This is a genomic window from Acinetobacter sp. YH12241 (genome assembly GCF_013417535.1).
In the GTDB taxonomy this organism is placed as follows: domain Bacteria; phylum Pseudomonadota; class Gammaproteobacteria; order Pseudomonadales; family Moraxellaceae; genus Acinetobacter.
In genome coordinates, this window is record NZ_VPDQ01000012.1 from 35,791 (window position 1) to 60,930 (window position 25,140).

The 25,140-nt window shown below is 42.4% G+C and carries 21 protein-coding genes; 11 read left to right on the forward strand and 10 right to left on the reverse strand.

The genetic code is table 11. From position 1 onward, the window contains the following. Positions 1-47 precede the first annotated feature (47 nt). The gene (locus FTV18_RS08895; protein ID WP_004783922.1) at positions 48-1,439 is read right to left on the reverse strand and encodes a 3-oxoacyl-ACP reductase; all 1,392 of its coding nucleotides are present in this window, start codon (positions 1,437-1,439) and stop codon (positions 48-50) included. Positions 1,440-1,679: 240 nt separating this feature from the next. On the opposite strand from FTV18_RS08895, the gene FTV18_RS08900 reads away from it, so the two are divergent. Then, on the forward strand, positions 1,680-3,197 hold the full coding sequence (locus tag FTV18_RS08900; protein ID WP_180017576.1) for an acetyl-CoA C-acetyltransferase: 1,518 nt from the start codon (positions 1,680-1,682) through the stop codon (positions 3,195-3,197). 96 nt (positions 3,198-3,293) lie between these two features. Here the strand turns inward: FTV18_RS08900 and aceI are convergent, their stop codons facing one another. Further along, positions 3,294-3,725 (reverse strand): chlorhexidine efflux PACE transporter AceI, encoded by a 432-nt coding sequence (gene aceI / locus FTV18_RS08905; protein ID WP_180017578.1) that lies wholly within the window; start codon positions 3,723-3,725, stop codon positions 3,294-3,296. Positions 3,726-3,819: 94 nt separating this feature from the next. Here aceI and FTV18_RS08910 point away from each other — a divergent pair, with 94 nt between their 5' ends. From FTV18_RS08910 to FTV18_RS08925, 4 genes are all read left to right on the forward strand, one after another. Further along, positions 3,820-4,710, forward strand: a complete 891-nt coding sequence (locus tag FTV18_RS08910; protein ID WP_180017580.1) for a LysR family transcriptional regulator — start codon at positions 3,820-3,822, stop codon at positions 4,708-4,710. Positions 4,711-4,799: 89 nt separating this feature from the next. Then, a complete protein-coding gene (gene tal, locus FTV18_RS08915) occupies positions 4,800-5,771 on the forward strand; it encodes a transaldolase (RefSeq protein WP_180017582.1) in 972 nt (323 codons plus the stop codon). A gap of 82 nt (positions 5,772-5,853) precedes the next feature. After that, positions 5,854-6,513, forward strand: a complete 660-nt coding sequence (gene leuE / locus FTV18_RS08920; protein ID WP_180002213.1) for a leucine efflux protein LeuE — start codon at positions 5,854-5,856, stop codon at positions 6,511-6,513. Positions 6,514-6,623: 110 nt separating this feature from the next. Beyond that, the gene (locus FTV18_RS08925) at positions 6,624-7,799 is read left to right on the forward strand and encodes a benzoate/H(+) symporter BenE family transporter (RefSeq protein ID WP_180017639.1); all 1,176 of its coding nucleotides are present in this window, start codon (positions 6,624-6,626) and stop codon (positions 7,797-7,799) included. A 17-nt stretch (positions 7,800-7,816) separates the two neighbouring features. Here FTV18_RS08925 and FTV18_RS08930 read toward each other — a convergent pair whose 3' ends face one another. Together FTV18_RS08930 and FTV18_RS08935 are read right to left on the reverse strand one after the other, a co-directional pair. Then, positions 7,817-8,161 carry an SMR family transporter gene (locus FTV18_RS08930; RefSeq protein ID WP_180017584.1) on the reverse strand — a complete coding sequence of 115 codons (345 nt, stop codon included), beginning with the start codon at positions 8,159-8,161 and terminating at the stop codon, positions 7,817-7,819. 66 nt (positions 8,162-8,227) lie between these two features. Further along, positions 8,228-9,232, reverse strand: coding sequence for an alpha/beta hydrolase (locus tag FTV18_RS08935; protein WP_180017586.1), 1,005 nt, complete (start codon positions 9,230-9,232; stop codon positions 8,228-8,230). Positions 9,233-9,508: 276 nt separating this feature from the next. Between FTV18_RS08935 and FTV18_RS08940 the strand changes: the two genes are divergently transcribed. Further along, entirely contained in the window at positions 9,509-9,952 is a 444-nt protein-coding gene (locus FTV18_RS08940; RefSeq protein WP_125279008.1) for a universal stress protein, read from the forward strand. 125 nt (positions 9,953-10,077) lie between these two features. Then, positions 10,078-10,524, forward strand: a complete 447-nt coding sequence (locus FTV18_RS08945) for a universal stress protein (protein ID WP_104425970.1) — start codon at positions 10,078-10,080, stop codon at positions 10,522-10,524. A 41-nt stretch (positions 10,525-10,565) separates the two neighbouring features. Here FTV18_RS08945 and FTV18_RS08950 read toward each other — a convergent pair whose 3' ends face one another. Together FTV18_RS08950 and pepN are read right to left on the reverse strand one after the other, a co-directional pair. Then, positions 10,566-10,775, reverse strand: coding sequence for a hypothetical protein (locus FTV18_RS08950; protein ID WP_004783945.1), 210 nt, complete (start codon positions 10,773-10,775; stop codon positions 10,566-10,568). Positions 10,776-10,984: 209 nt separating this feature from the next. Next, positions 10,985-13,594, reverse strand: coding sequence for an aminopeptidase N (gene pepN, locus FTV18_RS08955; RefSeq protein ID WP_180017588.1), 2,610 nt, complete (start codon positions 13,592-13,594; stop codon positions 10,985-10,987). A 681-nt stretch (positions 13,595-14,275) separates the two neighbouring features. Between pepN and FTV18_RS08960 the strand changes: the two genes are divergently transcribed. The 3 genes from FTV18_RS08960 to thiM all read left to right on the forward strand — a co-directional run bounded on the left by FTV18_RS08960 (position 14,276) and on the right by thiM (position 16,734). Then, a complete protein-coding gene (locus FTV18_RS08960) occupies positions 14,276-14,533 on the forward strand; it encodes a hypothetical protein (protein ID WP_004783954.1) in 258 nt (85 codons plus the stop codon). Positions 14,534-14,700: 167 nt separating this feature from the next. Further along, entirely contained in the window at positions 14,701-15,861 is a 1,161-nt protein-coding gene (locus tag FTV18_RS08965) for a hypothetical protein (protein WP_179992448.1), read from the forward strand. 39 nt (positions 15,862-15,900) lie between these two features. Next, positions 15,901-16,734, forward strand: a complete 834-nt coding sequence (thiM, locus tag FTV18_RS08970; RefSeq protein WP_180017590.1) for a hydroxyethylthiazole kinase — start codon at positions 15,901-15,903, stop codon at positions 16,732-16,734. 476 nt (positions 16,735-17,210) lie between these two features. Here thiM and FTV18_RS08975 read toward each other — a convergent pair whose 3' ends face one another. Next, entirely contained in the window at positions 17,211-18,734 is a 1,524-nt protein-coding gene (locus FTV18_RS08975) for a TerC family protein (protein ID WP_179992446.1), read from the reverse strand. Between the two features lie 960 nt (positions 18,735-19,694). On the opposite strand from FTV18_RS08975, the gene FTV18_RS08980 reads away from it, so the two are divergent. After that, on the forward strand, positions 19,695-20,159 hold the full coding sequence (locus FTV18_RS08980; protein ID WP_179992445.1) for a MarR family winged helix-turn-helix transcriptional regulator: 465 nt from the start codon (positions 19,695-19,697) through the stop codon (positions 20,157-20,159). An 83-nt stretch (positions 20,160-20,242) separates the two neighbouring features. Here FTV18_RS08980 and FTV18_RS08985 read toward each other — a convergent pair whose 3' ends face one another. The 3 genes from FTV18_RS08985 to FTV18_RS08995 form a co-directional block, all read right to left on the reverse strand. Then, complete coding sequence (locus tag FTV18_RS08985) at positions 20,243-20,905, reverse strand: SOS response-associated peptidase family protein (protein WP_180017592.1); 663 nt, start codon at positions 20,903-20,905, stop codon at positions 20,243-20,245. A gap of 92 nt (positions 20,906-20,997) precedes the next feature. Beyond that, positions 20,998-22,440 (reverse strand): aldehyde dehydrogenase family protein, encoded by a 1,443-nt coding sequence (locus tag FTV18_RS08990; RefSeq protein ID WP_180017594.1) that lies wholly within the window; start codon positions 22,438-22,440, stop codon positions 20,998-21,000. A gap of 469 nt (positions 22,441-22,909) precedes the next feature. Beyond that, entirely contained in the window at positions 22,910-25,075 is a 2,166-nt protein-coding gene (locus FTV18_RS08995) for a malate synthase G (RefSeq protein ID WP_180017596.1), read from the reverse strand. Between the last annotated feature and the right edge of the window lie 65 nt (positions 25,076-25,140).

Below are 25,140 nucleotides of genomic sequence, written 5' to 3' on the forward strand. Positions count from 1 at the left end.
ATCCTCTCCCTGAGCTTTAATTAAACTGCAAGAAAGGACTTGATGCTTTAAGCCCCTAATAGGCTTTGACCACAGACACGAACCACGTTGCCATTTAAACCTGTTGAAGCCGTAGAAGCAAACATGGCAATTGTTTCTGCAACATCTACAGGTAGACCACCTTGGCTCATTGAGTTCATACGGCGGCCAGCTTCACGGATTGCAAATGGAATCGCAGCCGTCATTTGTGTTTCGATAAAGCCCGGTGCAACGGCATTAATCGTTATACCATTTTTTAAGGTTGGTGCTGTGAATTTCACCACACCAATCACACCCGCTTTAGACGCTGCATAGTTGGTTTGACCCAGGTTACCTGCAATGCCTGAAATTGAGGATACACAGATAATACGGCCATTGGCATTTAGACCATCGTTGGAGATTAAATAGTCATTTACACGTTCAATGGCAGACAGGTTGATGTTAATCACCAGATCCCATAGCTCAGGTTTCATATTGGCCAAAGTCTTGTCGCGGGTAATACCGGCATTGTGCACAATAATGTCCAGACCGCCTTGCTCAGCTGCTGCTGCTTTGATTTTCTCACCTGCATCTGCAGCAGTAATATCGATGGCTAAAGTTGAACCGCCAATTTCGCCGGCTACACGGTCAAGGTCTGCTTGCTGTTGCGGAACATCCAGACAGATGACATGTGCGCCATCACGTGCCAATACATGAGCAATCGCTTCACCAATACCACGGCTCGCACCAGTCACTACAGCAGTTTTGCCCGCTAATGGTTTAGTCCAGTCTACATCCACTTTTTCAGCAGGTGAAACACGGATCACCTGACCAGAAACATAGGCAGAACGTGGAGAAACTGCAAAGCGTAAAGCAGATTCAAGATTTGCTTCAGCACCGGCATCTACATAGATCAGGTTTGCTGCAATTCCCTTTTTAAACTCTTTACCCACAGATTTTACAAAACCTTCCAGTGCGCGTTGAGCAATTGACTGACTGACTGATTTAGCAGTTTCAGGCGTAGTCCCCACAATCACGACACGGCCAGAACTTTGGATTTGACGCGCAATCGGGTTGAAGAAATCATAAAGTGATTTTAACTGTTCTGAATTTTCGATTCCTGAAGCATCAAAAATGACAACTTTGAATTTTGATTCTTTATCGCCCGGATTAAACGCGCCCAGATTCAGTCCAGCCGATGCAGCAGCCTGTTGCAGTTCAGCATTGTTACCTGCATAACTATTGGCATGAATATTTGCCAGAACCTGAGCAATAGCACCAGTCAAGGTACTTGCCGGTGCTGCTCCAAACAATACCGCACCTTTGACAACTGGTGTAGCAGACTCAAAACGGTCTAAAGAAGTTGGGGATGGCAGACCCAAATTTTTAATGACAAATTTACCAATAGGAGATTTTGCAAAAGTTTGGTACTGATCAGTCATGTTTATTATCTCTCATACAAATTAATTTTTGGTTGATCTAAAGTTATCCTTAAACTTCAGTATGATGCCAGACACTTATATTTCAATAGATCTACCAGTTTCCGCCCAATCATACTTGAGATAACAGGCAGATGACTTGACCTAAGCGCAGTCTGTAATGTCATTGTAGTCAATACAGCCTATCTTCTTCTATGCTAATGTAACCGCCAAGAAGACGATCTATTTGCCTGGTAAAGCCTTATGAGCAAAACAACTCAAGATAATCCAGCAGTCGAGAACTCTGCGACAGAAACTGTGTCAAAACCATCAACGCGTAGCAAGCGTAGCACTAAAAATCCTGATACAGCCAATGCCACAGAAAAAAGTCCGGCTAAAACCACACGTACACGCAGTACATCTGCACGTACCAAAAAAACGACTTCAAGCCAACAAGATTCAACATCTATAACACAGACTTCTGTTCAACAGGAACCAAACATGAGCCAAAATACAGTTCGCCGCGTTGCTATTATCGGTGGTAACCGCATTCCATTTGCACGTTCTAACGGTGCTTACTTTACGGCATCCAATACTGATATGTTCACAGCAGCCCTGAATGGTCTGGTTGAACGTTTTAACCTTCAAGGTCAACGCTTAGGTGAAGTGGTTGCAGGTGCTGTACTGAAACACAGCCGCGACTTCAACATGACTCGTGAATGTGTACTAAATACTGCTCTTGCACCGGAAACCCCTGCTTATGACATTCAGCAAGCATGTGGTACTGGCCTTCAAGCGGCATTCTTGGTCGCGAACAAGATTGCTCTAGGTCAGATCGAAGTGGGGATCGCAGGCGGTGTAGATACGACTTCTGATGCGCCAATCGCTTTCGGTGATGGCTTACGTAAAGCATTACTTGAGCTGAACATTGCGAAAACGGCGAAAGACCGCTTAAAAGCACTGACTAAAATCAATGTGAAAGACCTGATGGACGCACCAAAAAATGGTGAGCCACGTACTGGCCTGTCTATGGGTGACCATCAGGCAATTACTACACTAGAATGGGGTATTTCCCGTGAAGCGCAAGACGAGCTTGCAGCCTCTTCACATCAAAAAATGGCAGCAGCCTATGAAGAAGGTTTCTTTGATGACCTGGTGACTCCATTCCTGGGTCTTGAACGTGACAACAACTTGCGTCCAGATTCTTCAGTTGAAAAACTGGCGAAACTAAAACCTGCATTCGGTAAAGGCGATGCACGTACCATGACGGCGGGTAACTCTACTCCACTGACTGATGGTGCGTCTTGTGTGCTATTGGCTTCTGAAGAATGGGCTAAAGCAAATGGTCATGAAGTACTGGCTTACCTGACTTTCCAGGAAACTGCTGCCGTTGATTTCGTAGAGAAGAAAGAAGGCTTGTTGATGGCACCTGCTTATGCAGTTCCTCGTATGCTGGAACGTGCTGGTCTGAAACTTCAAGATTTTGACTACTATGAAATTCACGAAGCATTTGCATCGCAAGTACTTTCAACGCTGAAAGCTTGGGAAGATCCAAAATTCTGTAAAGAACGTTTAGGTCTGGATGCTCCACTAGGTTCAATTGATCGTGCCAAGCTGAACGTAAAAGGTTCTTCTCTTGCTGCAGGTCACCCGTTTGCAGCAACTGGCGGTCGTATTATCGCAACTGCAGCAAAACTGATTAACCAGAAAGGTTCAGGTCGTGTACTGGTTTCGATCTGTGCAGCTGGTGGTCAAGGCGTAACAGCAATTATTGAAAAATAATCCAAGCCTCATATAAAAAAACCGCTCTCTATGAGCGGTTTTTTATTGCAATATTATTAGCGAAGCATTTGAGGATTACTCTAGTAAAGACTCAAGTTAAGCTTTTCGGTAGTCTGGTTCCAGCCCCATTTTGGCCTCAAGGTGGTCATAGCACCACTGGAAGATGAAGGTATATACCAAAATACATAGCGTCATCACCAGATCCAGAAGAAAAGCCTGCGCTAGACTGATCTGCAATGCATAAGCCACCATCGGAATCGTTGCCAGCATCAAACCACCTTCAAATCCAATCGCATGAGCAATCCGTACTTTGATGGTTCTTTTCAGACGATGTTTGGCTTCAAACTTTTCAAAATAATGATTAAACAGCATATTCCAGAACATTGAAGTCACAGCCATCGCAATTCCGAGAGCGCCTGTGACCTCAAGCGGCATATGCATGAGCGTACTCAGTAATATGGCAATCACCACCAATAAAATGCCTTCATATAAGGTGGCATGAATCAGTCTTCTTTTCGAAATTAACATTTCCGTTCAACAAGTCAGGAGATAAAAGAATTTTATTTTTTTAAATTTGATTATTCGAGTTAGAATCTATCAATAAAAATGAAAGATAGAATTCATGAATATTAATCAAGAACAGCTGCTGATGTTTAAACTGGTCATGGAAACCGGCTCCTTCTCTGCTGCTGCACGTAAACTTGGTAAAGTTCCTTCTGCAGTGAGCATGTCCATTGCCAATCTGGAAATTGATCTTAATCTGGTGCTATTTGAACGCATTGGCCGTGAGCCAAAACCAACTGCACAAGCGAAAGTACTGTATGAAAAAACTGAGCAGCTTTTGGTTGAAATCAACCAATGGAAGCAACATGCCCTAGCACTTAGTTCAGGTCTTGAATCTGAACTGAATATTGTGGTGGTGTCTGAGCTCCTCCATACCCGCTGGACTGATTATATCGTTTTGCTGGAACGGGAATTTCCAGCGCTGCAAGTTAATGTCTTTAGCGCACCTCAGGAAGATGCTCATCACATGCTATTTGAAGGTTCAGCGCAGTTAGCGCTGATGTTTGAGCGGGAGCAATTAGAAACCCGGGAACAGTTTATAGAATTAAAACGTGAGGTACTGGTCGCTGTGGCGGCCAAACAACATCCATTAAGTCAATTTCACCAGGTCAGCTATGAACAGATTTTACAAAACCGACAGATTGTTGTTGCCAGTCGTGATCGTAGCATTAAGCCAGAACTGCTCTTTTCCCGGAATTACTGGCGCACTGATAATCATCATTCAGCCTGCAGCATGATCCAGCAAGGTTTGGGCTGGGGCGTGCTTCCCTTAGAAATGATTAATGAACAGCCACATTTGCAGGAGCAGCTACAGATCTTGCATCTGCTCGATTTCACCCCAAAATTTGAATATTTTGTCGATCTGGTCTGGAGTCGAGAAACTCGACTGGGTACAGCTGCTCATTTTTTGATTAATCACTTGCGTCAGCAGCGAAAAACCGACCATTAATCACAGAAATTCAACGACAGTCTACTTGGTAAGAGGATGATTTATGATATATAAGAATGCATAAGCAATAACCATAGAACTAGATCGTAATGACATTAACTGCACTAAACCAATTAAAAAACTTGACGACTATTGTGGCAGATAGCAGTGATTTAAGCGCAATTGAGAAATTTCGCCCTCTGGATGCAACTACAAATCCATCTCTGATTACTGCAGCAGCGAAACAACCTGAAAATCAGGCCTTGATTGAAGCAGCTTTTCAACAAGCCCAGCAAGAAGGCTATGTGAATAATGCCCTGATTGAACGCACGATTGATATTTTGACCGTCAAATTCGGTGTTGAAATTTTAAAACTGATTGAAGGTCGTGTTTCGACTGAGGTGGATGCTTCCCTGTCTTTTGATACTGAAGCGACCATCGCCAAGGCTAAAGAATTACTCGCGCTGTATGAGCAATATGGAATTAATTCTGACCGCATCCTGATTAAGATCGCATCGACTTGGGAAGGTATTCAGGCAGCGAAAGCATTGGAAGAAGAAGGTATCCATACCAACCTGACCTTATTGTTTGGCCAGCATCAGGCCCATGCCTGCGCTGATGCTAAAGTGACTTTAATCTCGCCTTTTGTCGGCCGCATTCTAGACTGGTACAAAAAAGCGGAAGGTGTTGAGTCGTATCCAATTGAAACAGATCCGGGCGTACTCTCAGTGAAGCGCATTTATGAATTCTATAAAGCGCATGGGATTAAAACTGAAATCATGGGTGCAAGCTTCCGTAGTATTGAGCAGGTTTTGGGCCTCAGCGGTTGTGATCTACTGACTGTTGCACCAAACTTGCTGGAACAACTTGAAAATGATCAGCGTGAAGTTCAGGCTCAGCTTTCAGCCAAAGATATTCAATCTCAAGGTGAACTGAGTCCAATCAGTCATGCCGATTTTGATGCACAACTGAAACAGGACCAGATGGCCAGTGAATTACTGCAAGGTGGTATCGATGGCTTTATCAAGGCACGTGAGCAACTGGCGGCTTTATTAAAGGAAAGTTTTTTGAGCACCACCTAAATTCACAGCGAATTTATAGAATTTCTCCAGGCCGATGTTGCTATAATGCCGCATCGGCTTTTTTCATTTTTGCGAGTTCTTCGTGTTTGGTATCACAGATCTAACGACCTTTATTATTGGGACAACGTTAATTGTGTTACTGCCGGGGCCGAATTCCCTCTATGTCATGTCAATTGCCTCTCGTTTTGGCATCAAGACCGGTTATATGGGTGCCTTAGGGGTTTATACCGGTGACTTGATTCTGATCCTATGTACGGCGTTAGGCGCAGCCTCTCTACTTCATGCGTTTCCCGTGCTGTTTATTGCCCTGAAAATTATTGGTGCTGTTTATCTCAGTTATCTTGGTATCAAACTGATCATTGCCGCCTATCAGACTTTCTTTCCGAAACAGTCGTCACAATGTGTTCAGATTAAAAAGGCTACTTCTGAAACTGTCGAGTCGATTCAGCCTTTCCGTACAGCATTAACAATCAGTGTTTTAAATCCTAAAGCGATTCTGTTCTACCTGTCTTTTTTCGTGCAGTTTGTTGATCCTGTTTACCCTTATCCGGCACTGACTTTTGCACTCTTGGCTTTAATCCTGCAACTGATCAGCATGACCTACCTTTCAATCCTGATCTTTTCCGGGGTCAAACTCGCGAGCTATTTCAACCAGAATTATAAATTGACCGCTGGCGGGGTTGCTTCAGTAGGAATTCTATTCTGCGGGTTCGGCATCAAACTGGCGACATCTACTTTCTAAGAATCAGCAGCTTTCTGGCAAGAGCAGCGCTTTCAAAAATTGTTAAAAACATTGTGTTGATATATGAAAAGCGTATGATTTAAACGCATTTAAAAATAGTGTCATGGATGATGCCTAAACTTTTACAAGATCTCTCCTTTCCTGCCATCATGGCGGGTTTTATTACCTGTATGATTGGGATCAGCGTATCCGCCGTACTGGTCATTGAAGCAGCCCAAAGCCTGGGTGCAAATGCAGCGCAAATCAGTTCCTGGTTATGGGCACTCGGCATAGGTATTGGGGTTTCCGGCTTTCTGCTTTCCTGGAAATATCGTTATCCGATTTCCACCGCCTGGTCGACAGCCGGTCTAGCGTTAATTATTGCCTCCGCAGGCCATTACAGTCTGGCCGAAGCGATTGGCGCTTTTCTGATTTGCGGTATCCTGATTGCCTGTCTGGGATTTTTCGGAATATTTGACCGGATTTTTCAGTTTATTCCACAAAGTCTGACCAGTGCCATGCTGGCTGGTGTCTTACTGAAATTTGGTATTTCAGTATTTGGCAGCCTGCAACAATCCTGGGGCTTTGTACTTACCGTACTGGCCATTTATCTCATTTCTAAAAAGCTCAGTACCCGTTATAGCATTGTCATTACCGTACTGCTTGCAATTGTACTCTGTCCGTTCTTTATCGATTTTACACTTCCCCATTTGAACTGGAGTATCGCTCAGCCTGTATGGACCACGCCAGAATTTAGCCTGCAAGCTATTTTAGGACTAGCTCTTCCGCTGATGGTGATTAATCTGGCATCGCAATATTTACCAGGCCTGGCTGTAATTAAAAGTTATGGCTATCCACCCAAGGTGAATCCAATTTTAGGCTGGACGGGCCTCACTCAGGCACTACTCGCTCCCTTTGGCTGTTTCAGTGTTAATCTTGCCGCGATTAGCGCAGCAGTCAGTCTGGATGCACAGGCACATCCTGATCCGGCTAAGCGTTATATCGCAGGTATGAGCTGTGGTCTGTTTTATATCCTGATGGGTTTCTTCGCTGCGACCCTGACCAGCTTATTGATGGCTTTTCCAGGTATTCTGATTACGGTTCTGGCTGGCATTGCCCTGTTTGGCACCATTGGCCATAACATCGCACTGGCTTTTCAGGACAGTCATGACCGGGAAGCCGCACTGATGACCTTTCTGTTCAGTGCATCCAATATCCAGTTTTTTGGAATAGGTTCAGCTTTCTGGGGCCTACTGCTTGGTTTGATGGTTTATTTACTATTTAGGCTTAAACCTCAGCTGGCTTAGACTTATATCTATCTCTTTTAATGTCCTGCCGTTTGAGAAAACAGATTAATGACCACTACACCGGAAATAATCAGGGCAATACCAATAAAAGCAGGAAGATCCAGCGCCTGCTTAAATACAATATAACCGACAATGGCCGTGAGAATGATCCCGACACCGGCCCAGATCGCATAAGCAATGCCTAAAGGAATCACCTTAATCACCTGAGACAGCAAATAAAACGCGATACAGAATAAAACAACCACCGCTAAAGAAGGCCACAAACGGGTAAAGCCTTCAGATTTCACCAGAAATGTAGAGCCAGTGACTTCGGCAATAATGGCCAAACCCAACAAAAAATATGCCCAAGTTGCAGGATTCATTTTTTCACTCTCCAAATTTATCTTTCCTAGACCTAAACTTAGTTATGGTCTTAAGAAATAAATTTTTTATAAGTTTATGCTGAGGGGCGAAAGCTGATGCAAAAAATCCAGCGTCTTGATAAAAGTCTGCTGACTTTCTTTCTTGCCCATAAAGAACTGATATTCATGAATCAGCCAAGCTTTAGATTCGGGATAAAAAACTTCTGTTACTGGAACCTGCTGCGCTTTTAAAGCTTTGATAAAAGGCAAGGATTGGGTGTCGGTCAGAAAATCCTTGTTGCCCCCGCTAATGAATACTGGCGGATAAGATGGCGTAATATACTGGATTGGAGAAATACGTTTGAGAAACTCGGTATCATTTTTACGGTCACCTGTATAAGCCTGAATCAGGCTATATACTCCCCACTCTACGATCTTCATTTCATCAGGTGCGGTACTGGCGAATGACTCCAAGTCATAAATACCACAGTGCAGAATCAGACCTTTAAGCTGGGAAGGTTGCAGATAAGGTTGAAAATCCGATTGTTTGGCAAAGGCGGGATTTGTTAAAAGTGCAGCATAGTGGCTGGCCATATTCGCCCCGGCAGAATCTCCGGCCAGATATAAATTTTCGGCATCAATCTGGTATTCGGCTGCATGTTGAGTAATAAACTCCAAGGCCTGATCAATCTGATGTAACTGGCTTGGATAAATGGCTTGAGGTGCAAACTGATATTGGACCGATACCACATTATAACCTTGCGCAGCCAGAAGTTTAAAATAACCCCGGGCATGTTCTTTGGAACCAGAAATCCAGCCACCACCATGAATCCACACAATGGTTGGTTGCGGGCCGATATTTTCGATATTTTGTGGTTGATACAGATCCAGAGAGAGCTTTTTCTGCGGTTCATAGACCATATTCTGATGCACGATGACCGAACCTGGTGCATAGCGATCCATCACCTTTTGCTGCATCCCTGTGGTCAAATTAAAAGCACCGGCAATGACCCGACTATTTTGTACAGTATTTTGACAGCCTGCCAGAATAATTGAACAGAGCAGCAATAAATGAATGACAAAGAACCTCAAAACCTTCCCCCTAGATCAGCCAAAAAATAAGCCTAGGCAGTTTAAACCATCCCCAGAAAAACAGCGTCATTTATCCTGTTATTTTTGATCAATAAAACCTGAATTCCTAGTTTTTTACTCTGTTTTTTCTTTCATCAAATCTCTGCTTTTATGTGAAAAATATCTGTAATTTAAATATTTTTTGCCATTTTTCAGCTTTTTGCAATTGCACCCATGGGTGCACTGTGCTATCAATAAATCAGAGCGTAAAAAACACACAACATGCGGAGAAAAATCATGGCTTACCAACATATTTTAGTCCCAGTAGACGGTTCAGATATTTCCTTTTCTGCAGTTCGACATGCAGCCAAAATTGCCAAGGCATTTGGCAGTAAACTTTCCCTGATTAGCCTGATTGCAGAAGACCCTTTTACTGAAGCTGACTTCTACTACAGTTCAACGATTATGAAAGAGTATTTTGCTCAGGCTCATGCCAATGCAAAAAATGCCCTAAAAGAAGCCACTGCAATTGCAGGCAGTGAAGGTATAGAAGCAGATTCCCGCATTGTGACTGGCCTGGTGAATGCCGAACATATTGCTGAGACTGCAGAGGAAACCCAGGCTGATCTAATCGTCATGGGTTCACACGGCCGTAAAGGCTTCCAGAAAATGATTCTGGGCAGCTTTGCACAGGATGTTCTTGGCGCCAGTCAAATTCCGGTGTTAATCGTTAAAAAATAATCTGATTTGCGTATCTTCAAGGTGCGCAATTTTTTCAGGCAGTGTTTCTGTCTGAACCCTTCTACAGTAAACCTCCATTTTCTAAATGATCATTTCACTGCATATTCTAAAAATGAGGAAGCACCATGCAAAACTATGAACATATTCTTGTCGCACTCGATGAATCCTCGATGTCCTATGCTGCAGCTGAACATGCCCGTGAGCTGGCCAAAGCTTTTAATAGTAAGGTGACATTGGTCAGTATTATTGCTGTAGACCCATTTAAAGGCGTGGACTTTTATAAGGTTGCTCCCGCAGTCACTGACTATTTCATGCAGGCAGAACAACATGCACTGGATCTTTTAAATGAGATCAAGGCAAATTTTGTGCATGATGGTACCCAGGTCACGACCAAGATCATTCATGGTATGGCACCTTCTGAAGGAATTCTTCAGGCAGCGCAGGAAGTTCCGACCGATCTGATTATCATGGGATCACATGGCCGTAAAGGTCTGCAAAAACTGATGCTGGGCAGCGTGGCACAGAATGTCCTTTCCCAGTCCGAGATTCCGGTATTGATTGTGAGACCTTAACGTAACCCAGACAACAAAAAAGCCTGCGATGCAGGCTTTTTTTAGCGAACTTTTTGATTCAGTTCGTTCAGGAAGAGTTCAGCATCCAGCTGGCTATTAAATACTTTTTTGTATTCTCCAGCTTGCTGAATAGAATGCGGTGTATATTGAAGGGAGATTTCAAACAGACCAGTCGCAGCATTTCTGCTGACATGAACCGCAATAATATGCCGAGTATTTAAATAAAAACCATCTTCGATTTTCACTAACATCTTGAATAAGACCTCTAGTATATCAATTTGAAGATTTCTTCATGTTTAATAGAAAAGTATAGTTTTACTTTCCTGTCTAGCCTCTTACTGTAAACCTTTTATGTGACTGATTTCACATTATAGTATTTTAAATGCGCTTAAATTCACCATTTAAAATAAGTCAATAATAAAAAGCCGGATCAGTTGATCCGGCTTTTTACATAACGATCTTATACGCTTAACATACTGTTCAATGTCTCTGAGACATTTTTCGATTTCACCTGTGGTTTTAAAGCTTCAAGTTGTGCTTTGACTTCACTGCGTTGTGGTTCAATCAGGGTATACCAGCGTGAAAGCACCTGAAGTAGACGTGAACCGACAATCGGGTTTTTCTGATCCAGATATTTCGCCAGCTCGATATAATGCTGCACACCAAAGCTCCAGGTATTGACCGGATTGGCATTCAAACCGCCACTCACCGCACGGATACGGTTTGGCACTTTCAAGTCATAATCCGCATGCTCAGTGAGTGCTTTAATTGTTTCTGCAGTCGCTTTTGGATGAGCTGCTTGCAGCATGAACCATTGATCCAGTGCCAGTGCTTCATCTTTAAAGCGGTTATAGAAATCATCCAGGAATGCTTTGGCTTGAGGCGCATCATTCCATACCAGAACACGCAAGGCACCCAAACGTTCAGACATATTGCCTGTGTTTTGGTATTGCTGCCCTGCCAGTTCAAATGCACTTTCATCACCTTGACGTGCAATCAGCATTAGCATGATATTTTTCAGTGCACGCACACCCATCGCCTGAGAAAAATCTGACTGCAGTTCAGGATCCAGACTCAGATAGATTTCTTTAGCTGTTGCTCCAAAAGCACGTGCCAATTTATGCAGCAAGGCATCACGTTTTTCTTGGATCATGGCCGGATTGTAGTCTGTATCAATCCGGCTACCCAGGTAACCTTCTGCCGGTACATCAAATAAGCGTGAAGCCAATAGCGGATCTTTTTGAATCAGATCAGGTAAGGTATTCAGCATTGCCTCGATATAGATTTCAGAAGGCTGATCATCCAGCAGAATGCGTTCTAATAAAGTCTGGGTCGCTTGCCACTGGTTAAAACCATTGGTTTCATATTGCAACAGGAACGCCAGTTCTTGTTCAGAGTAATCAAAATGAAGATCAACGGGTGCAGAGAAGTTACGCAGTAAAGAAACAATCGGCTTGCTGGTTATACCGCTAAACTCGATGGTCGCTTCATCTTGATCAAACAGATATACCCCATCTTTGACGCCATTTTCAAATAAGGCATCAGAGTTCAGGCTCAGCTGCTCACCGGTATTCGCATCAAACAAGGCCAAAGCCACTGGAATCGGAACAGCTTTCAGATTCGGATATTTCGGATGAGCTTTCAGGCTTTGCTTAAAGCTAAGACGATAAGTTTGTGCATCTGCATCATACTCACCTTTTGCGACCAGTTTCGGTGTACCTGGCTGGTTATACCAAGTCAGGAAGTTCGATAAATCTACCCCTGAACCGGCAGTCAAGGCAGCCACCCAGTCTTCAACCGTTACGGCCTGACCATCATGACGGCGGAAATACTCATCTGTACCTTGACGGAATTTTTCTTTACCGAGCAAAGTCGCCATCATACGGTTAATTTCTGCACCTTTTTCATACACGGTCGCCGTATAGAAGTTATTAATTTCCACAAAATGATCCGGACGCGGTGGATGCGATAAAGGGCCAGAATCTTCCGGAAACTGATGCGCTTTCAGGACTGCCACATCATCAATACGTTGTACCACAGCAGATTGTAGATCTTCAGAAAAAGACTGATCACGGAATACGGTCAAACCTTCTTTCAGACACAGCTGGAACCAGTCACGGCAGGTAATCCGGTTACCCGTCCAGTTATGGAAATATTCATGGGCAATCACGGACTGCACACGCATGATGGCAGCATCAGTTGTATATTCTTCATCAGCCAATACACATGAGGTATTGAAGATATTCAGACCTTTGTTTTCCATCGCACCCATGTTAAATGCGCTGGTTGCTACGATCATATAATTATCAAGGTCGTATGGCAGACCATAATGCTCTTCATCCCAACGCATGGAATGTTTCAACGCTTCCATCGCGATTTTGCATTTTGGAATGTCTTTTTCTTCAGCATAGATTTCCAGTGCGACATCACGACCTTCTGATGTGGTATAGCGGTCTTTCATCACTGCCAGATCACCGATTACGCAGGCAAATAAATAGCTCGGCTTTTTGGTTGGATCTTGCCAAAGTGCATAGTGACGGTTTTCATCCACTTCACCAGTTTCGATCAGGTTACCGTTAGCCAGTAGAACCGGATACTTTTTGTCAGCTTCGACACGAGTGGTAAATACAGACAATACATCTGGGCGGTCTGGATAGAACGTAATTTTACGGAAACCTTCCGGTTCGTTCTGAGTTACGAATAAATCTGAACTGGCCTGATACAGACCTTCCAGCATGGTATTGCTTTCTGGATGAATCTTGACCACTGTTTCAATAGTCGCCTGATCTGGAGCATTGCTAATCACCAGTTGCTCAGCATCCAAAATATAATCTGATGCATTTAGTGGCTGACCATTTAACTGGATCGATTGCAGTTCCAGGTCACGACCAAGCAATACCAGATCACCTGCTGTTTGGCGCTGCATCTCCAGTTTGCTGCTGACCAGCGTATGATCGTCATAGACTTGAATATTCAGGTCGATTGAATCTACAACAAAAGAAGGTTTTTGATAGTCTTTTAAATAAATGGTTTGATCTGCTTCGATCACCGGATTCGCCGCGATATTCATATAATGTCCTGATCCTTTATTGCACAGCTTCTAAGGCAAAAGATTGTCAATGCATTGATCATACGCCTTGATCTTGAACCTGTCTGTGCGTTTCATTTGTATTGTATATGGGAATAATTACTGATCTTTTCAATTGAGCTACATCAAAATATACGATAATCGCCTTATATTTGCCCGATATCTAAAATCCCCATCTCTAAAACAACTTAAAGATAAAATAAAAAAAGCTTTCATCTGCACTGTATGATTCCTCTATGCATGATTCCTGCACATGCAAAGTATTATTCCAATATGAAAAATTACTGCCTAGGTTCAGGACAACCTTATATCTAATTTAGATGCTGGGCGCTGCAAAACCTGACTTCTAAAAGATTAAGTTCTGGTTAATCTGCGTTCCAAATTTCATTTTAAATGCACAAATGACATGCACCAGTTTGAATGCATTTTGCATCACCCAACAGCAATGGCAGGATTCAAAGAAAGATATATGCCAAGTTTTCGGCTAATATCATATTTTTTTACATTTTCTTATGTGCTTGATTTAAAAATATATAATTTATGATTAATAGCAATTCCGAAATATTGATTAAAAAATGAGCATGGTTTTTGCTACAGTCTAAGTGTGTTTTCTCCAAGCGCAAAAATCCAAGAATAACGACAACAAAGAAATTGAGGTGAGCTATGTATTTAAAACAGCATGTGGTACGGATTGAAAATCTTAAAACACTTCAGGTTCTGGATCAGGCCAATATTGATCATAAAGTTATTGCCCTGTTCATGAGTTCTGAAGGCGTTCAGCTACAAGCGCATGAGGTTAGTGCGATTCTGAATACTTATGATGCACTTGGTGCCAAAAAGGTTCCATCCAAAAAAGTGCAGGCGTTGATTCAAGCGAAACATCAAGGAGAGGAAGACGAAACATTACCCTGCCCCGTTTAAAAACGATGATCCAATTTCTTGAATACAGGGCTACTTCGGTAGCTCTGTTCGTTTAAAGGCTATCCTGTCCTGAAATCTGCAGCATTAAAAATATTCTCAAATGACGCGTGACTTTGATGAGCTGTGTATAATCGCAGTTTCTCTTTATTCTGGAGTTGTGCGCAATCATGGTATTCAACGTTCTGCAAAAACAGCTTGATGAAAGTACGCAGTGCCCACTATGTAAGGCTTCCATGTACTGGATCGAGGCAGAACAGTATGATCAGGACATTACTTATCATGAATGCAGCCACTGCCAGCATCAGCTCTATACCGACCAGAAACATAACTGTTATTGCGATCAGTGTCTGGCTCAGCGTAAACGTATGCTGAAAGAAGTCCGTTTACAGGAAAACCGGAAATTTCATAAAAAACAGGATCGGCATGAATATGAGCTCAATCAGCTCAGCTTTATTAATAAACTGTTTCTGCTCTCGATTCTGGATGAACAGGTTCAGGAACATAGCCAGCATCAGGAATATATTGACTGGCATGCCATTAAATATTATTCCATCAGCCCGAATTACCTGTATCAGCATGGTCTGGTCAAAAATCTGCTGAAAGACCAGATTCTAGTTCCTAGAGATATTCAACAAGAGAATCAGCAGTACTATATTAATGTACGTCTGGATGGCTATTCTGAGCCAAGCCTGTTTAGTATTACCCAGCAATTGCGTTACTGGTTCTATGAAAATCTGAGCAAAGGCGTACCTTTTAAAAGTGCGGATGAAGTCAAAGATGCACTGTATTGTCTGCTGTATCAGGAAGTCATTCAATTCGCTCAGTTCTATTGCCGTAGCTGGGGTATCCAGATTGCGGGCAATCAAAGTTTTCAGGCTTTCTGCTATCGCCTGCTCGATGTTTTGGCTGTGGGACAGATTTATTATCTGGTGCAATCGGCCCTCGAATATCTGTATCAGCAGAAAGCTTTAAAACCACGAAATGAAAATTTCATTAATACCAATTTACTGAAAAAGACCCTACAGCAATATCGGGAACGTTCAGTGAATGAAAAATGGGAAACCTCTATCCTGCCTCGTCCACCGCAATTGCCTTTGAGCAAAATGAGCAGCATCCTGTTTTTCCGCTTCCTGGGTTATGATGAAAATATTTTCTTCCAACCGGTCTGGCGTTCATGGCAAAAGATTGAACCACGCCTGAAATTTTATTCACAAAAACGCTGTATGCATTGCGGCTCACAAGAGCTTACTGTTGAATATGATGCCAGCGATTATGTCAGCCTGTTATGCCGTAACTGCAAACATCAAGACCATTATTTTACCCGCTAAGCATTTAGCAGCTCTATTCATAATTGAAAGATCAGGATGATGAATACTTCCGTGCAACAATTACAAAATACTCTTTTCGATCAGATCTGTGAAGCCTGGTCATTGCTTCAAGAGCAGCAACCCTTGGTGCATGTGATGACCAATGCGGTGGCCAGCAATTATGTGGCCAATATCTTGCTGGCTGCGAATGCTTCGCCCGCTATGATTGATAATCCTTTTGAAGCAGAGAGCTTTGTCAAAATTGCCGGGGCACTCAGTTTAAATTTGGGAATACCGACTACCGAACAGGTCGAGGCAATGCAGATTGCTGCGAAAACAGCACACAGCATTCAAAAGTCATGGGTACTAGATCCTGTTGGTTATGGAAATGTACTGCATTGGCGTTCAGGTGTTGTGGATCAGCTCATGACCTATCAACCCACCATTTTACGGGGAAATGCTTCAGAAATTGGTGCCTTGGCAGGGAAAAATATTGAGTCCAAAGGCGTCAATAGCACTGTCGATAGCTCGGAAGTTTATCTACAGGCGCAGTCCTTACTGGAACAATGTGAATGTATTGCTATTTCAGGTGAGTCTGATTACATCATTTCCAGAGATTATCCGGTGATTCAGGTTTTAGGCGGTTCATATTTACAGCCGCGCGTCACAGCAACTGGATGTGCCCTAGGGGCCCTGATTGCAGCGTATAGTGCAGTAAGTTCTCCTGCGATCGCAGCGCTCTCTGCTCATGTTCATTTTGCAATCGCCGGTCAATTGGCTTTTGCCAAAGCACCGACCTTAGGCCAGTTTAATGCTGCATTTACCGATGAGATCCATCAATTGAATATAGAAACGATCCGTCAATATGCAGACTTTCGGATTTTGGCGGATTAAGCATCAGTCGGGTGTTTTATAATGAACACATGGAACACCCTATTACACTATTCAACTTATTTTTTAGATAATTAAATTCAGCCCTAATCTGGCAAAAATAATTTTTCAAGCGCTCAAGCTGAGTATTGTGTAAGCTTTGGATGAGCTTTTGTATCTCGAATTTGACTAATATCTTTCAAAATTACGTGAAATATATATTTTACCACTTAGTCAAATTCACACTTATTTTTAAACTTTATTTAAATTTGTTTAATAATTCTAAATAAAGCATGTCTGTATTTTGATACTTCAGTAAGATTTATTACTTCTAAACCTGTAAAACCTATTACGCATTCTTGGCTTCCGAAATATTCAATACTCCATTTAGCCTGAAGAATAAGCTTAGGTGAGCATTAATATCTAAGTCATAAATAATATTCAATAAAAGAGTCAGTTGCCCTTAAGCAACTGACTCAAAAAATAATCAAGACAGGCGATTAACCCTGATAATGGATACTCACCGACTTAATCCGGTTATTTTCGATTTCCATTACCTTGAATTGAATACCTTGGTAGTTCAGTTCAGTGCCTACCTCGACCACACTATTGGTTTTATCCAGAATCAGACCGGCAACACTGATATAGCCTGCATCTTCATCAATCAGATCCAGCATACCGAGCTCAAGTTCTAACTGGTACAAATCCAGCATACCAGATGCAATCCAGTGTGTATCATCAACTTTGACCAGATCCAGCTGCTCATCGGCATCCGGGAATTCACCGGCAATTGCCTCAAACACATCTAGCGGTGAAATCAGACCTTGTACATGACCAAATTCATCGCTCACCAGCACCAGAGAGCCTTTTGAGGTACGTAAGGTATTAATCGCGTCAATCACCTTCATTCTTTCAAAGATATAGATAGGGCGATGACGCTTGATCAAAGCTTTTAACTCTTCCGGTTCATCCAGTACATCTAACAGCTCTTTGGCACGAACGATGGTAATCACCTTATCCAGACTGCCCCGACAAACCGGAAACAGGCTGTGGGGTACAGACAGGATTTTTTCACGGATTTGTTCCGGACTATCCTCCAGATCGACCCAGGAAATCTGACTTCGTGGGGTCATGATCGATGCTACAGAACGCTCTGCCAAGGTCAATACCCCGCCAATCATATAGCGTTCTTCATCCGCAAAGGTTTCCTGTGCTTCATGCTGAGTAGTACTGGTGGTTTCAAGCTTAGCGCCCATCAGTTGGAGAATACTGTTAGCAGTGCGATGACGCAACGGAATCTTGGCTTCATGTTTCGCAGCATTGCGCTGACTAAACTGGTTAAAGGCTTCAACTGCAATTGCAACGCCAATACCAGAATAGATGTAACCTTTCGGAATATGGAAACCGAAACCTTCTGCCATCAGGCTGATCCCGATCAGTAGCAGGAAGCTCAAACACAGAATCACGACCGTAGGATGACGATTCACAAAGTCAGTCAATGGTTTAGACGCCAATAACATCACGGCCATCGCGATAATCATGGCCGCCATCATGACATAGATATTATCGACCATGCCTACGGCGGTAATCACCGAGTCCAGTGAAAATACGGCATCCAGTATGACAATCTGAGCCACAACTGCTGTAAAGCCTGCATATGCCACCTTGGTCGTAACCTGTATTTCAGGCTTGCCTTCAATTTTTTCATGAAGTTCGGTAACAGCTTTATAGAGCAGGAATAAACCACCAAAGAGCAGAATCAAATCCCGTCCGGAGAAGGTCCAGTTAAATAATTGAATAAGCGGTTGAGTCAAGGTGACTAACCAAGAGATCGCGAACAACAGACCTAAACGCATCAGCAAGGCTAAGGATAGACCGATCACACGGGCCTTATCACGCTGTTCAGGGGGAAGTTTCTCAGCCAGAATGGCAATAAAGACTAGGTTATCAATACCTAAAACGATTTCGAGAATAATAAGAGTAATTAAACCAACCCAAATTCCGGGATCTAATAAAAATTCCATTAGAACACCATCCCGTTTGAGTATGTAAGCAACGAATATGGAAGATCAACGCACGGCGAGGGATCCATTTAATTTAACCTTTTCGACTTAAGATGTATCCATTATGCATAAACTTATGATTTTTGAACAATAAAATTTATGAAAAACTGTTGCACCGCTTTGTCTCTCCTTATTCTAAAATCTTTTAATTTTCAAATCATTGGCCGAAATCTGTCATGTTCTACATAACTCATTACAAATTAAAGAAAATTTAGGCTTCTTTTTGACCCTAAGCGCATTAAATCTAACTGATAGAAGCCTGAGATATAAATTACTGTTTCTCTTAATATTCATATCTAATCATGCATCATAAAATATTGAATCATCCACTATCCGACTAAGTCCATTAAATCCACTTATCTAAAGACATATTTTAAATATGGATTTTTTTATTAAAATGGTTCATACACGTTATAAATAGTTAGTCGTGAGATCAAAAAGATGCATAAGTTTCTCATCCAAAACGGTTTTATTCGATGAGTGACCAATTTAAATGTACTCGCTCTAGCTTTCGGTCAGATTTGAGAAATCCGCATCTGCATCGTGCTACAGATTAAAAATGTATCAGAGCATTCATTTAAACAGCATCGATTTTGAATTGTATTTCCGCATACTCACCAAAAGTAAGATATGCGCAGGTCGGCCATTTATCCATATGGTTTGCCAACCCAGCTCTTATTTAGACTCTAAACCTAATCTGGAGCCTTAAGATTTGCATGTCATATCAATGCCATTCATCTGGATAAAGACAGTTACAATTTGCCCCGATTGAGCTACAACATGTAAATCGCCTGATTTTTTGATGTTAAGAAGATCTAACAAATGCAATCTCGTTAACATTTTAAAAATAAAGGTTGAAACATGTATAAACTTTTACATAAAATGTCAGTGCCCTAGAAAAATAAATAAAAGGAACATTTCATGACTAAAAAATATGCAAAATTTTTACCTTGTGCAGAAGACTTTAATTTAGAAAACTTTCCATACTACTGGGTGACTCAAGTCCATGCCCAATATGTCCTAAATGTAGATCATGCACTAAAAAAGTATGGTGTCGATAATTCACGTCGCCGTATCTTGCTTGCTCTTAAAGCCAAACCACATGCCAGCGTTTCTGACCTGTCAGAAATGGTCGTATCTAAAATGTCGACAACCACCAAGATCGTTTATCGCTTAAAAGATGAAGGTCTGGTTGAAACCTATTCCTGTGAAGACGATGCTCGTATTACCCGTGTCGTGCTGACTGAAAAAGGAATGGAAATGACACATAAAATTAATGACCTGACCAATGTTGTACTGGAACAGTCATTTGAAGGGCTAACCCCATTACAAATTGAAAAAACTATGGAAAGCTTACGCCATATCTTTAAAAACTTGGCTCGTTAAGTATTTTTTCAATTTTGAATTTAGCTGGCGAGATCAATAACACCTTTTATAATAATTAACGATCCGCCATTGCTTTCTAGGTTTTAGGAATCAAAAAAGTTCAGCTGTGGACTGGCTTTTTTGATTCTTTCTTTTGGTACATGTGAACATTCGAACTCCTCCACTGGAAATCCCTGTACAAAGCTACGAATATCCGGTTGCGTGAGATTCAACCATTCATGTATACGCTCATGCGGAATCACAATGACTGAACGTTTAATATTTCCCGGCTCATGAAACTCTTTCATCATGGGATGGTCTATTGCATCCATCGTAATCATACTGGCTGAACGTACGATTTCATCCTGCACCCGTGCAATTTCATACAGTGCCGCAATAAAGGTCGCCTTTCCATCTTTACGTCTGACGCCCCAGCGTTGTGGTTTATTATCAAAATACTTTGACTCATAAAATTCCGAGACGGGAATCACCCCAAACTTGCATTTGGCTGTCGCTTCTGCAAAGGTTGGTTTTTGCAGCAAAGTTTCATTTCTGGCATTGTAGGTTTTTGTCCCAATCGTTTTATCCTCTGCCCATTTGGGAATAAAGCCAAAGTTAACCGAGCGCCATTCCAGACCTTGATCAGATTGAAATAACAAGGGGGTAGCATAATTCGGATAGACTTCTTCCGGATATTCAAAGGGAATTTCCGGTAAGCCCAGATCATGTATTTGCTGCGAAGTTAAAGGCTTAAAGTTGGCACACATGCTTAATCAGACAGATCACTTGATGCTCTGATTATAGCTTGATGCCAAGCTTAAACCTGTATGGATTATGGATAAGTTTCTATCATTTAATATTATTCACTGGGTACAGTCAGCCAGTGAGTACGGGTGAATTCCTCAAAAATCCAGCGTCCATTAAAACGCCCAAGCCCAGAGTTTTTCTCTCCCCCAAACGGAGCATTAGCCTGATCTGCCACACTAATACCATTGATATGAGTCATACCGATATCCAGCTGTTCTGTAAAGCTGATACCACGTTCAATATTCGAAGTACAAACCGCACTGGATAAGCCAAAACGGGTATCATTGGCCAGCTTTAAGGCATGTGCTTCATCACGAGCTTTCAGTACTGGCAGAATCGGTCCAAAACTTTCTTCCTGAGCCAGTGGAGATTCAGGTGCTACCCCAGTAAAGATATGTGGATAGACCAGATTACCTTCTATACCCCCTTCATATACCAGCTCTGCACCCTGCTCTTTTGCACTCTGAATAATCTGCTGATGTTTTTTGACCTGACTCTGATTGATGATCGGCCCAATGATGGTCTCTTCCAGATTTGGATCACCCACAGCAACAGTTTTCACTCGCTCTAAAAGCTTTTCCACATAGGCATCATGGATGGATGCATCAACAATGACCCGATTGGTGCTCATACAGATTTGCCCCTGATGCATAAAGCGCCCCATGATTGTCAGTTCTACTGCCAGATCAAGATCAGCATCATCCAGAATCACCAGTGGTGCATTTCCGCCCAGTTCCAGTGCCAGACGTTTAATTCGAGGGCTGGCTAAGGCTTTGCTTCCTACATTCTGACCCACTTCAGTAGAACCCGTGAATGAGATCATTTTTGGTATCGAATGCTCGACAAAATAATCACCGATTTCACTGCCTGCACCTGAAACCACATTGAGCACACCTGCGGGTAAACCAGCTTCTTCAAACAATTTGCCTAATAAGGTTCCACCTGTCACTGGTGTATCACTTGCTGGCTTGAGTACCACACTATTTCCACAGGCAATCGCTGTTGCTACCGAACGCATGGATAAATGAAATGGAAAATTCCATGGGCTAATGACGCCAATCACACCCAAGGGTTTACGCAGTACCAGACTTTTACGTTGTGGATCTTTGCTCTCCAACTGTTCAGTCTTGATCTGTTCTGGAAATTTTTGACTTTCCTGAATAATAGATAAGGCAGCGCCAACTTCCAGACCAGCTTTAAAACGGGTACTTCCAGACTCAAGAATTAACCAGTCAATAATTTCATCCTGGCGTGCCTGAATCACCTGTTGTAGTTTTTGCAGGATTTGCTGTCTTAACTCTACTGATTTAATAGCACCCTGCTGAAAGGCTTTATCAGCTGCCGCATAAGCCGCATCAACATCTGCAGTACTGGCCGCCTGCAAAGTAAAGATCGTATCCTGGGTGTAGGGATTCAAATTCTGAATCATTTTCTGGGAACGGCCGGGTTGCCACTGACCCGCAATAAACTGCTGATCCAAATTTTGATATGCCATGCTGTTCTTCCCTGCAATTTATTGATTTGCTTTTACTTTAGCAGAGCCATTTCAGGATGGAAGTGACAGCGACGAATTGTTACGCTTTTATCTTTAGCTTTATAAGTAAGTGGAACTTACTGATGCATGATTCTCTTTTATCTTTATCGCAGTTTAAATCTTCCAGTACATCAGCCAAAATACGATTCTTAGAAATTAAAAATTGCGAATTAAACTGAGTCTTAAATACACTATCCAAAGCTCTACAGCTACCCAGCATGAGGAACTGTAAACGCTCATAGGAATACCGACTGGCAGATATAAAGCTACTGTTTAACAGATAATTATTATTAAAATTTTCTTCTGTGACATTGTTCTGTTTTAGGTGTTCAGTCAGTTAGTTTACCTTCCAAAAGAACATTTTTATCCTTAGATCTTTTTTAAGAGCAATAAAAAAGCCTCCGAAGAGGCTTTTTTTCAAGTTACAGGATTAGTCACCTGTATAACCTTTAAGTTTTAAACGAGCTGCATGTAGAAGCGGCTCTGTATAGCCTGATGGCTGTTCACCACCTTTGAAGATCAGATCAGAAGCAGCCTGGAATGCAATACTATTGTCAAAATCAGCAGCCATTGGCTTGTACAGTGGATCATTCGCATTTTGCTCATCCACAATTTTCGCCATGCGTTGCATTACTTCTTCAACCTGTTCACGCGTTACAATTCCATGACGTAACCAGTTGGCAACATGCTGAGAAGAAATACGTAAAGTTGCACGGTCTTCCATCAAGCCCACATCATTGATGTCTGGAACTTTAGAACAACCTACACCCAGATCAACCCAACGAACGACATAACCCAAGATACCTTGACAGTTATTTTCCAGTTCTTTCAGTTTCTCTTCTTCAGACCAATTGGTATCAGTTGCAAGAGGTGGAGTCAACAAATCATCTAAAGGCAACGCTTCAGTTGCAAGCAATTCTTGCTGACGGTTTGCCACGTTAATTTGGTGGTAGTGAATCGCGTGAATCACTGCACCTGTTGGAGATGGAACCCATGCACAGCTTGCACCTGCTTCAGGATGTTCAGTCTTGGTTTTGTACATGTCTAACAGCATGTCTGGTTTTGGCCACATGCCTTTACCAATCTGTGCTTTACCACGTAGACCTGTTTGTAGACCTACCATGACGTTACGGTTTTCGTAAGCTGGGAACCATTTTTGGCCTTTGATTTCGCCTTTACGCACGAACGGACCTGCTTCCATGAAGGTATGGATTTCATCACCTGTACGATCCATGAAACCGGTGTTAATGAAGATGGTACGGTCTTTTGCCTGAGCAATACAGTTTTTCAGGTTAACCGAAGTACGACGCTCTTCATCCATGATACCAATTTTCAGCGTTTTCGCAGGTAAACCAAGCGCCTGTTCAGCACGTTCAAACAGTTCAACCGCAAATGCAACTTCTTCCGGACCGTGCATTTTTGGCTTAACGATGTACATAGAACCGGTACGTGAGTTCTTGATCGTGTTCTCACCACGGATATCAGCCACAGAAAGCAATGGAGTTACCAATGCATCCATAATGCCTTCATAAATTTCTTCGCCATCTACAAGGATCGCCGGGTTTGTCATCAAGTGACCCACGTTACGAAGCAGCATCAATGAACGGCCATGAACCTTGGTCTCACCGCCTTCAACATTTTTGAAAGTACGGTCAGCATTTAGTTTACGGGTAATGGTCTTGCCATTTTTCTCGATAGACTCTTCAAGCGTACCTTTCATCAAGCCTAACCAGTTACGGTAGCCTTCTACTTTTTCTTCAGCATCAACTGCTGCAACAGAGTCTTCCAAGTCCTGAATCGTCGTTACAGCTGCTTCAAGCACAACGTCTTTTACGCCTGCAGCATCTGTTTGGCCAATTGGGCTGTTTGCATTAATCTGGATGATCGCATGCAGGCCGTTATTTTTCAATACAATTTCAGTCGGTGCAGAAGCTTCGCCATTGTAACCAACGAATTTAGAGCTATCCGCAACAGTTGTGGTAGAGCCGTCTTTCAGCGTTACAACCAGTGCATTACCTTCAACTGCATATTTGGTTGCATCAGCATGTGAACCTTGTGCCAGCGGGAATGTTTCATTTAAGAAGTTTTTCGCGAATGCGATAACTTTCTCACCACGTTTCGGGTTATAGCCTTTACCTTTTTCAGCACCATCTTCTTCAGAGATCACGTCGAAGCCGTATAAAGCGTCGTATAAAGAACCCCAGCGTGCATTCGCTGCGTTCAGGCAGTAACGTGCATTACGTACTGGAACTACCAGCTGTGGGCCAGCCAATAGTGCAATCTCTTCGTCTACATTTTCAGTGCTGATCTGGAAATCTTCTACTTCTGGTAATAAGTAGCCAATTTCAGTCAAGAAAGCTTTGTAAGCTTGTAATTCAAATGTGTTATTGCGATGCCATTCATCAATTTTAGCTTGAATATCATCACGCTTAGCCAAAAGTGCTTTGTTTTTAGGGCTAAGATCAACAACGACTTGTTCAAAGTTTTTCCAGTATGTTTCGCTGTCCAAACCAGAACCTGGTAGTGCTTCATTTTCGATAAAATCGTAAAGTTCTTTAGCAATCGCTAACTTGCCTTTTTGAATACGTGCAGTCATTGTCTTTCCTGATATTGCTACTTTTTATACAAGAGATTCTAGTATACCGATTAAAATCTAGCTGA

Coding starts and splice junctions, on each gene's coding strand:
- aceI (WP_180017578.1), bottom strand. CDS start 3,725: ATGTTAATTTCGAAAAGAAGACTGATTCATGCCACCTTATATGAAGGC.
- FTV18_RS08900 (WP_180017576.1), top strand. CDS start 1,680: ATGAGCAAAACAACTCAAGATAATCCAGCAGTCGAGAACTCTGCGACA.
- FTV18_RS08950 (WP_004783945.1), bottom strand. CDS start 10,775: ATGTTAGTGAAAATCGAAGATGGTTTTTATTTAAATACTCGGCATATT.
- FTV18_RS08925 (WP_180017639.1), top strand. CDS start 6,624: ATGCCTAAACTTTTACAAGATCTCTCCTTTCCTGCCATCATGGCGGGT.
- tal (WP_180017582.1), top strand. CDS start 4,800: ATGACATTAACTGCACTAAACCAATTAAAAAACTTGACGACTATTGTG.
- FTV18_RS08990 (WP_180017594.1), bottom strand. CDS start 22,440: ATGGCATATCAAAATTTGGATCAGCAGTTTATTGCGGGTCAGTGGCAA.
- FTV18_RS08960 (WP_004783954.1), top strand. CDS start 14,276: ATGTATTTAAAACAGCATGTGGTACGGATTGAAAATCTTAAAACACTT.
- FTV18_RS08910 (WP_180017580.1), top strand. CDS start 3,820: ATGAATATTAATCAAGAACAGCTGCTGATGTTTAAACTGGTCATGGAA.
- FTV18_RS08930 (WP_180017584.1), bottom strand. CDS start 8,161: ATGAATCCTGCAACTTGGGCATATTTTTTGTTGGGTTTGGCCATTATT.
- thiM (WP_180017590.1), top strand. CDS start 15,901: ATGAATACTTCCGTGCAACAATTACAAAATACTCTTTTCGATCAGATC.
- FTV18_RS08940 (WP_125279008.1), top strand. CDS start 9,509: ATGGCTTACCAACATATTTTAGTCCCAGTAGACGGTTCAGATATTTCC.
- pepN (WP_180017588.1), bottom strand. CDS start 13,594: ATGAATATCGCGGCGAATCCGGTGATCGAAGCAGATCAAACCATTTAT.
- FTV18_RS08895 (WP_004783922.1), bottom strand. CDS start 1,439: ATGACTGATCAGTACCAAACTTTTGCAAAATCTCCTATTGGTAAATTT.
- FTV18_RS08975 (WP_179992446.1), bottom strand. CDS start 18,734: ATGGAATTTTTATTAGATCCCGGAATTTGGGTTGGTTTAATTACTCTT.
- FTV18_RS08965 (WP_179992448.1), top strand. CDS start 14,701: ATGGTATTCAACGTTCTGCAAAAACAGCTTGATGAAAGTACGCAGTGC.
- FTV18_RS08980 (WP_179992445.1), top strand. CDS start 19,695: ATGACTAAAAAATATGCAAAATTTTTACCTTGTGCAGAAGACTTTAAT.
- FTV18_RS08945 (WP_104425970.1), top strand. CDS start 10,078: ATGCAAAACTATGAACATATTCTTGTCGCACTCGATGAATCCTCGATG.
- FTV18_RS08995 (WP_180017596.1), bottom strand. CDS start 25,075: ATGACTGCACGTATTCAAAAAGGCAAGTTAGCGATTGCTAAAGAACTT.
- FTV18_RS08985 (WP_180017592.1), bottom strand. CDS start 20,905: ATGTGTGCCAACTTTAAGCCTTTAACTTCGCAGCAAATACATGATCTG.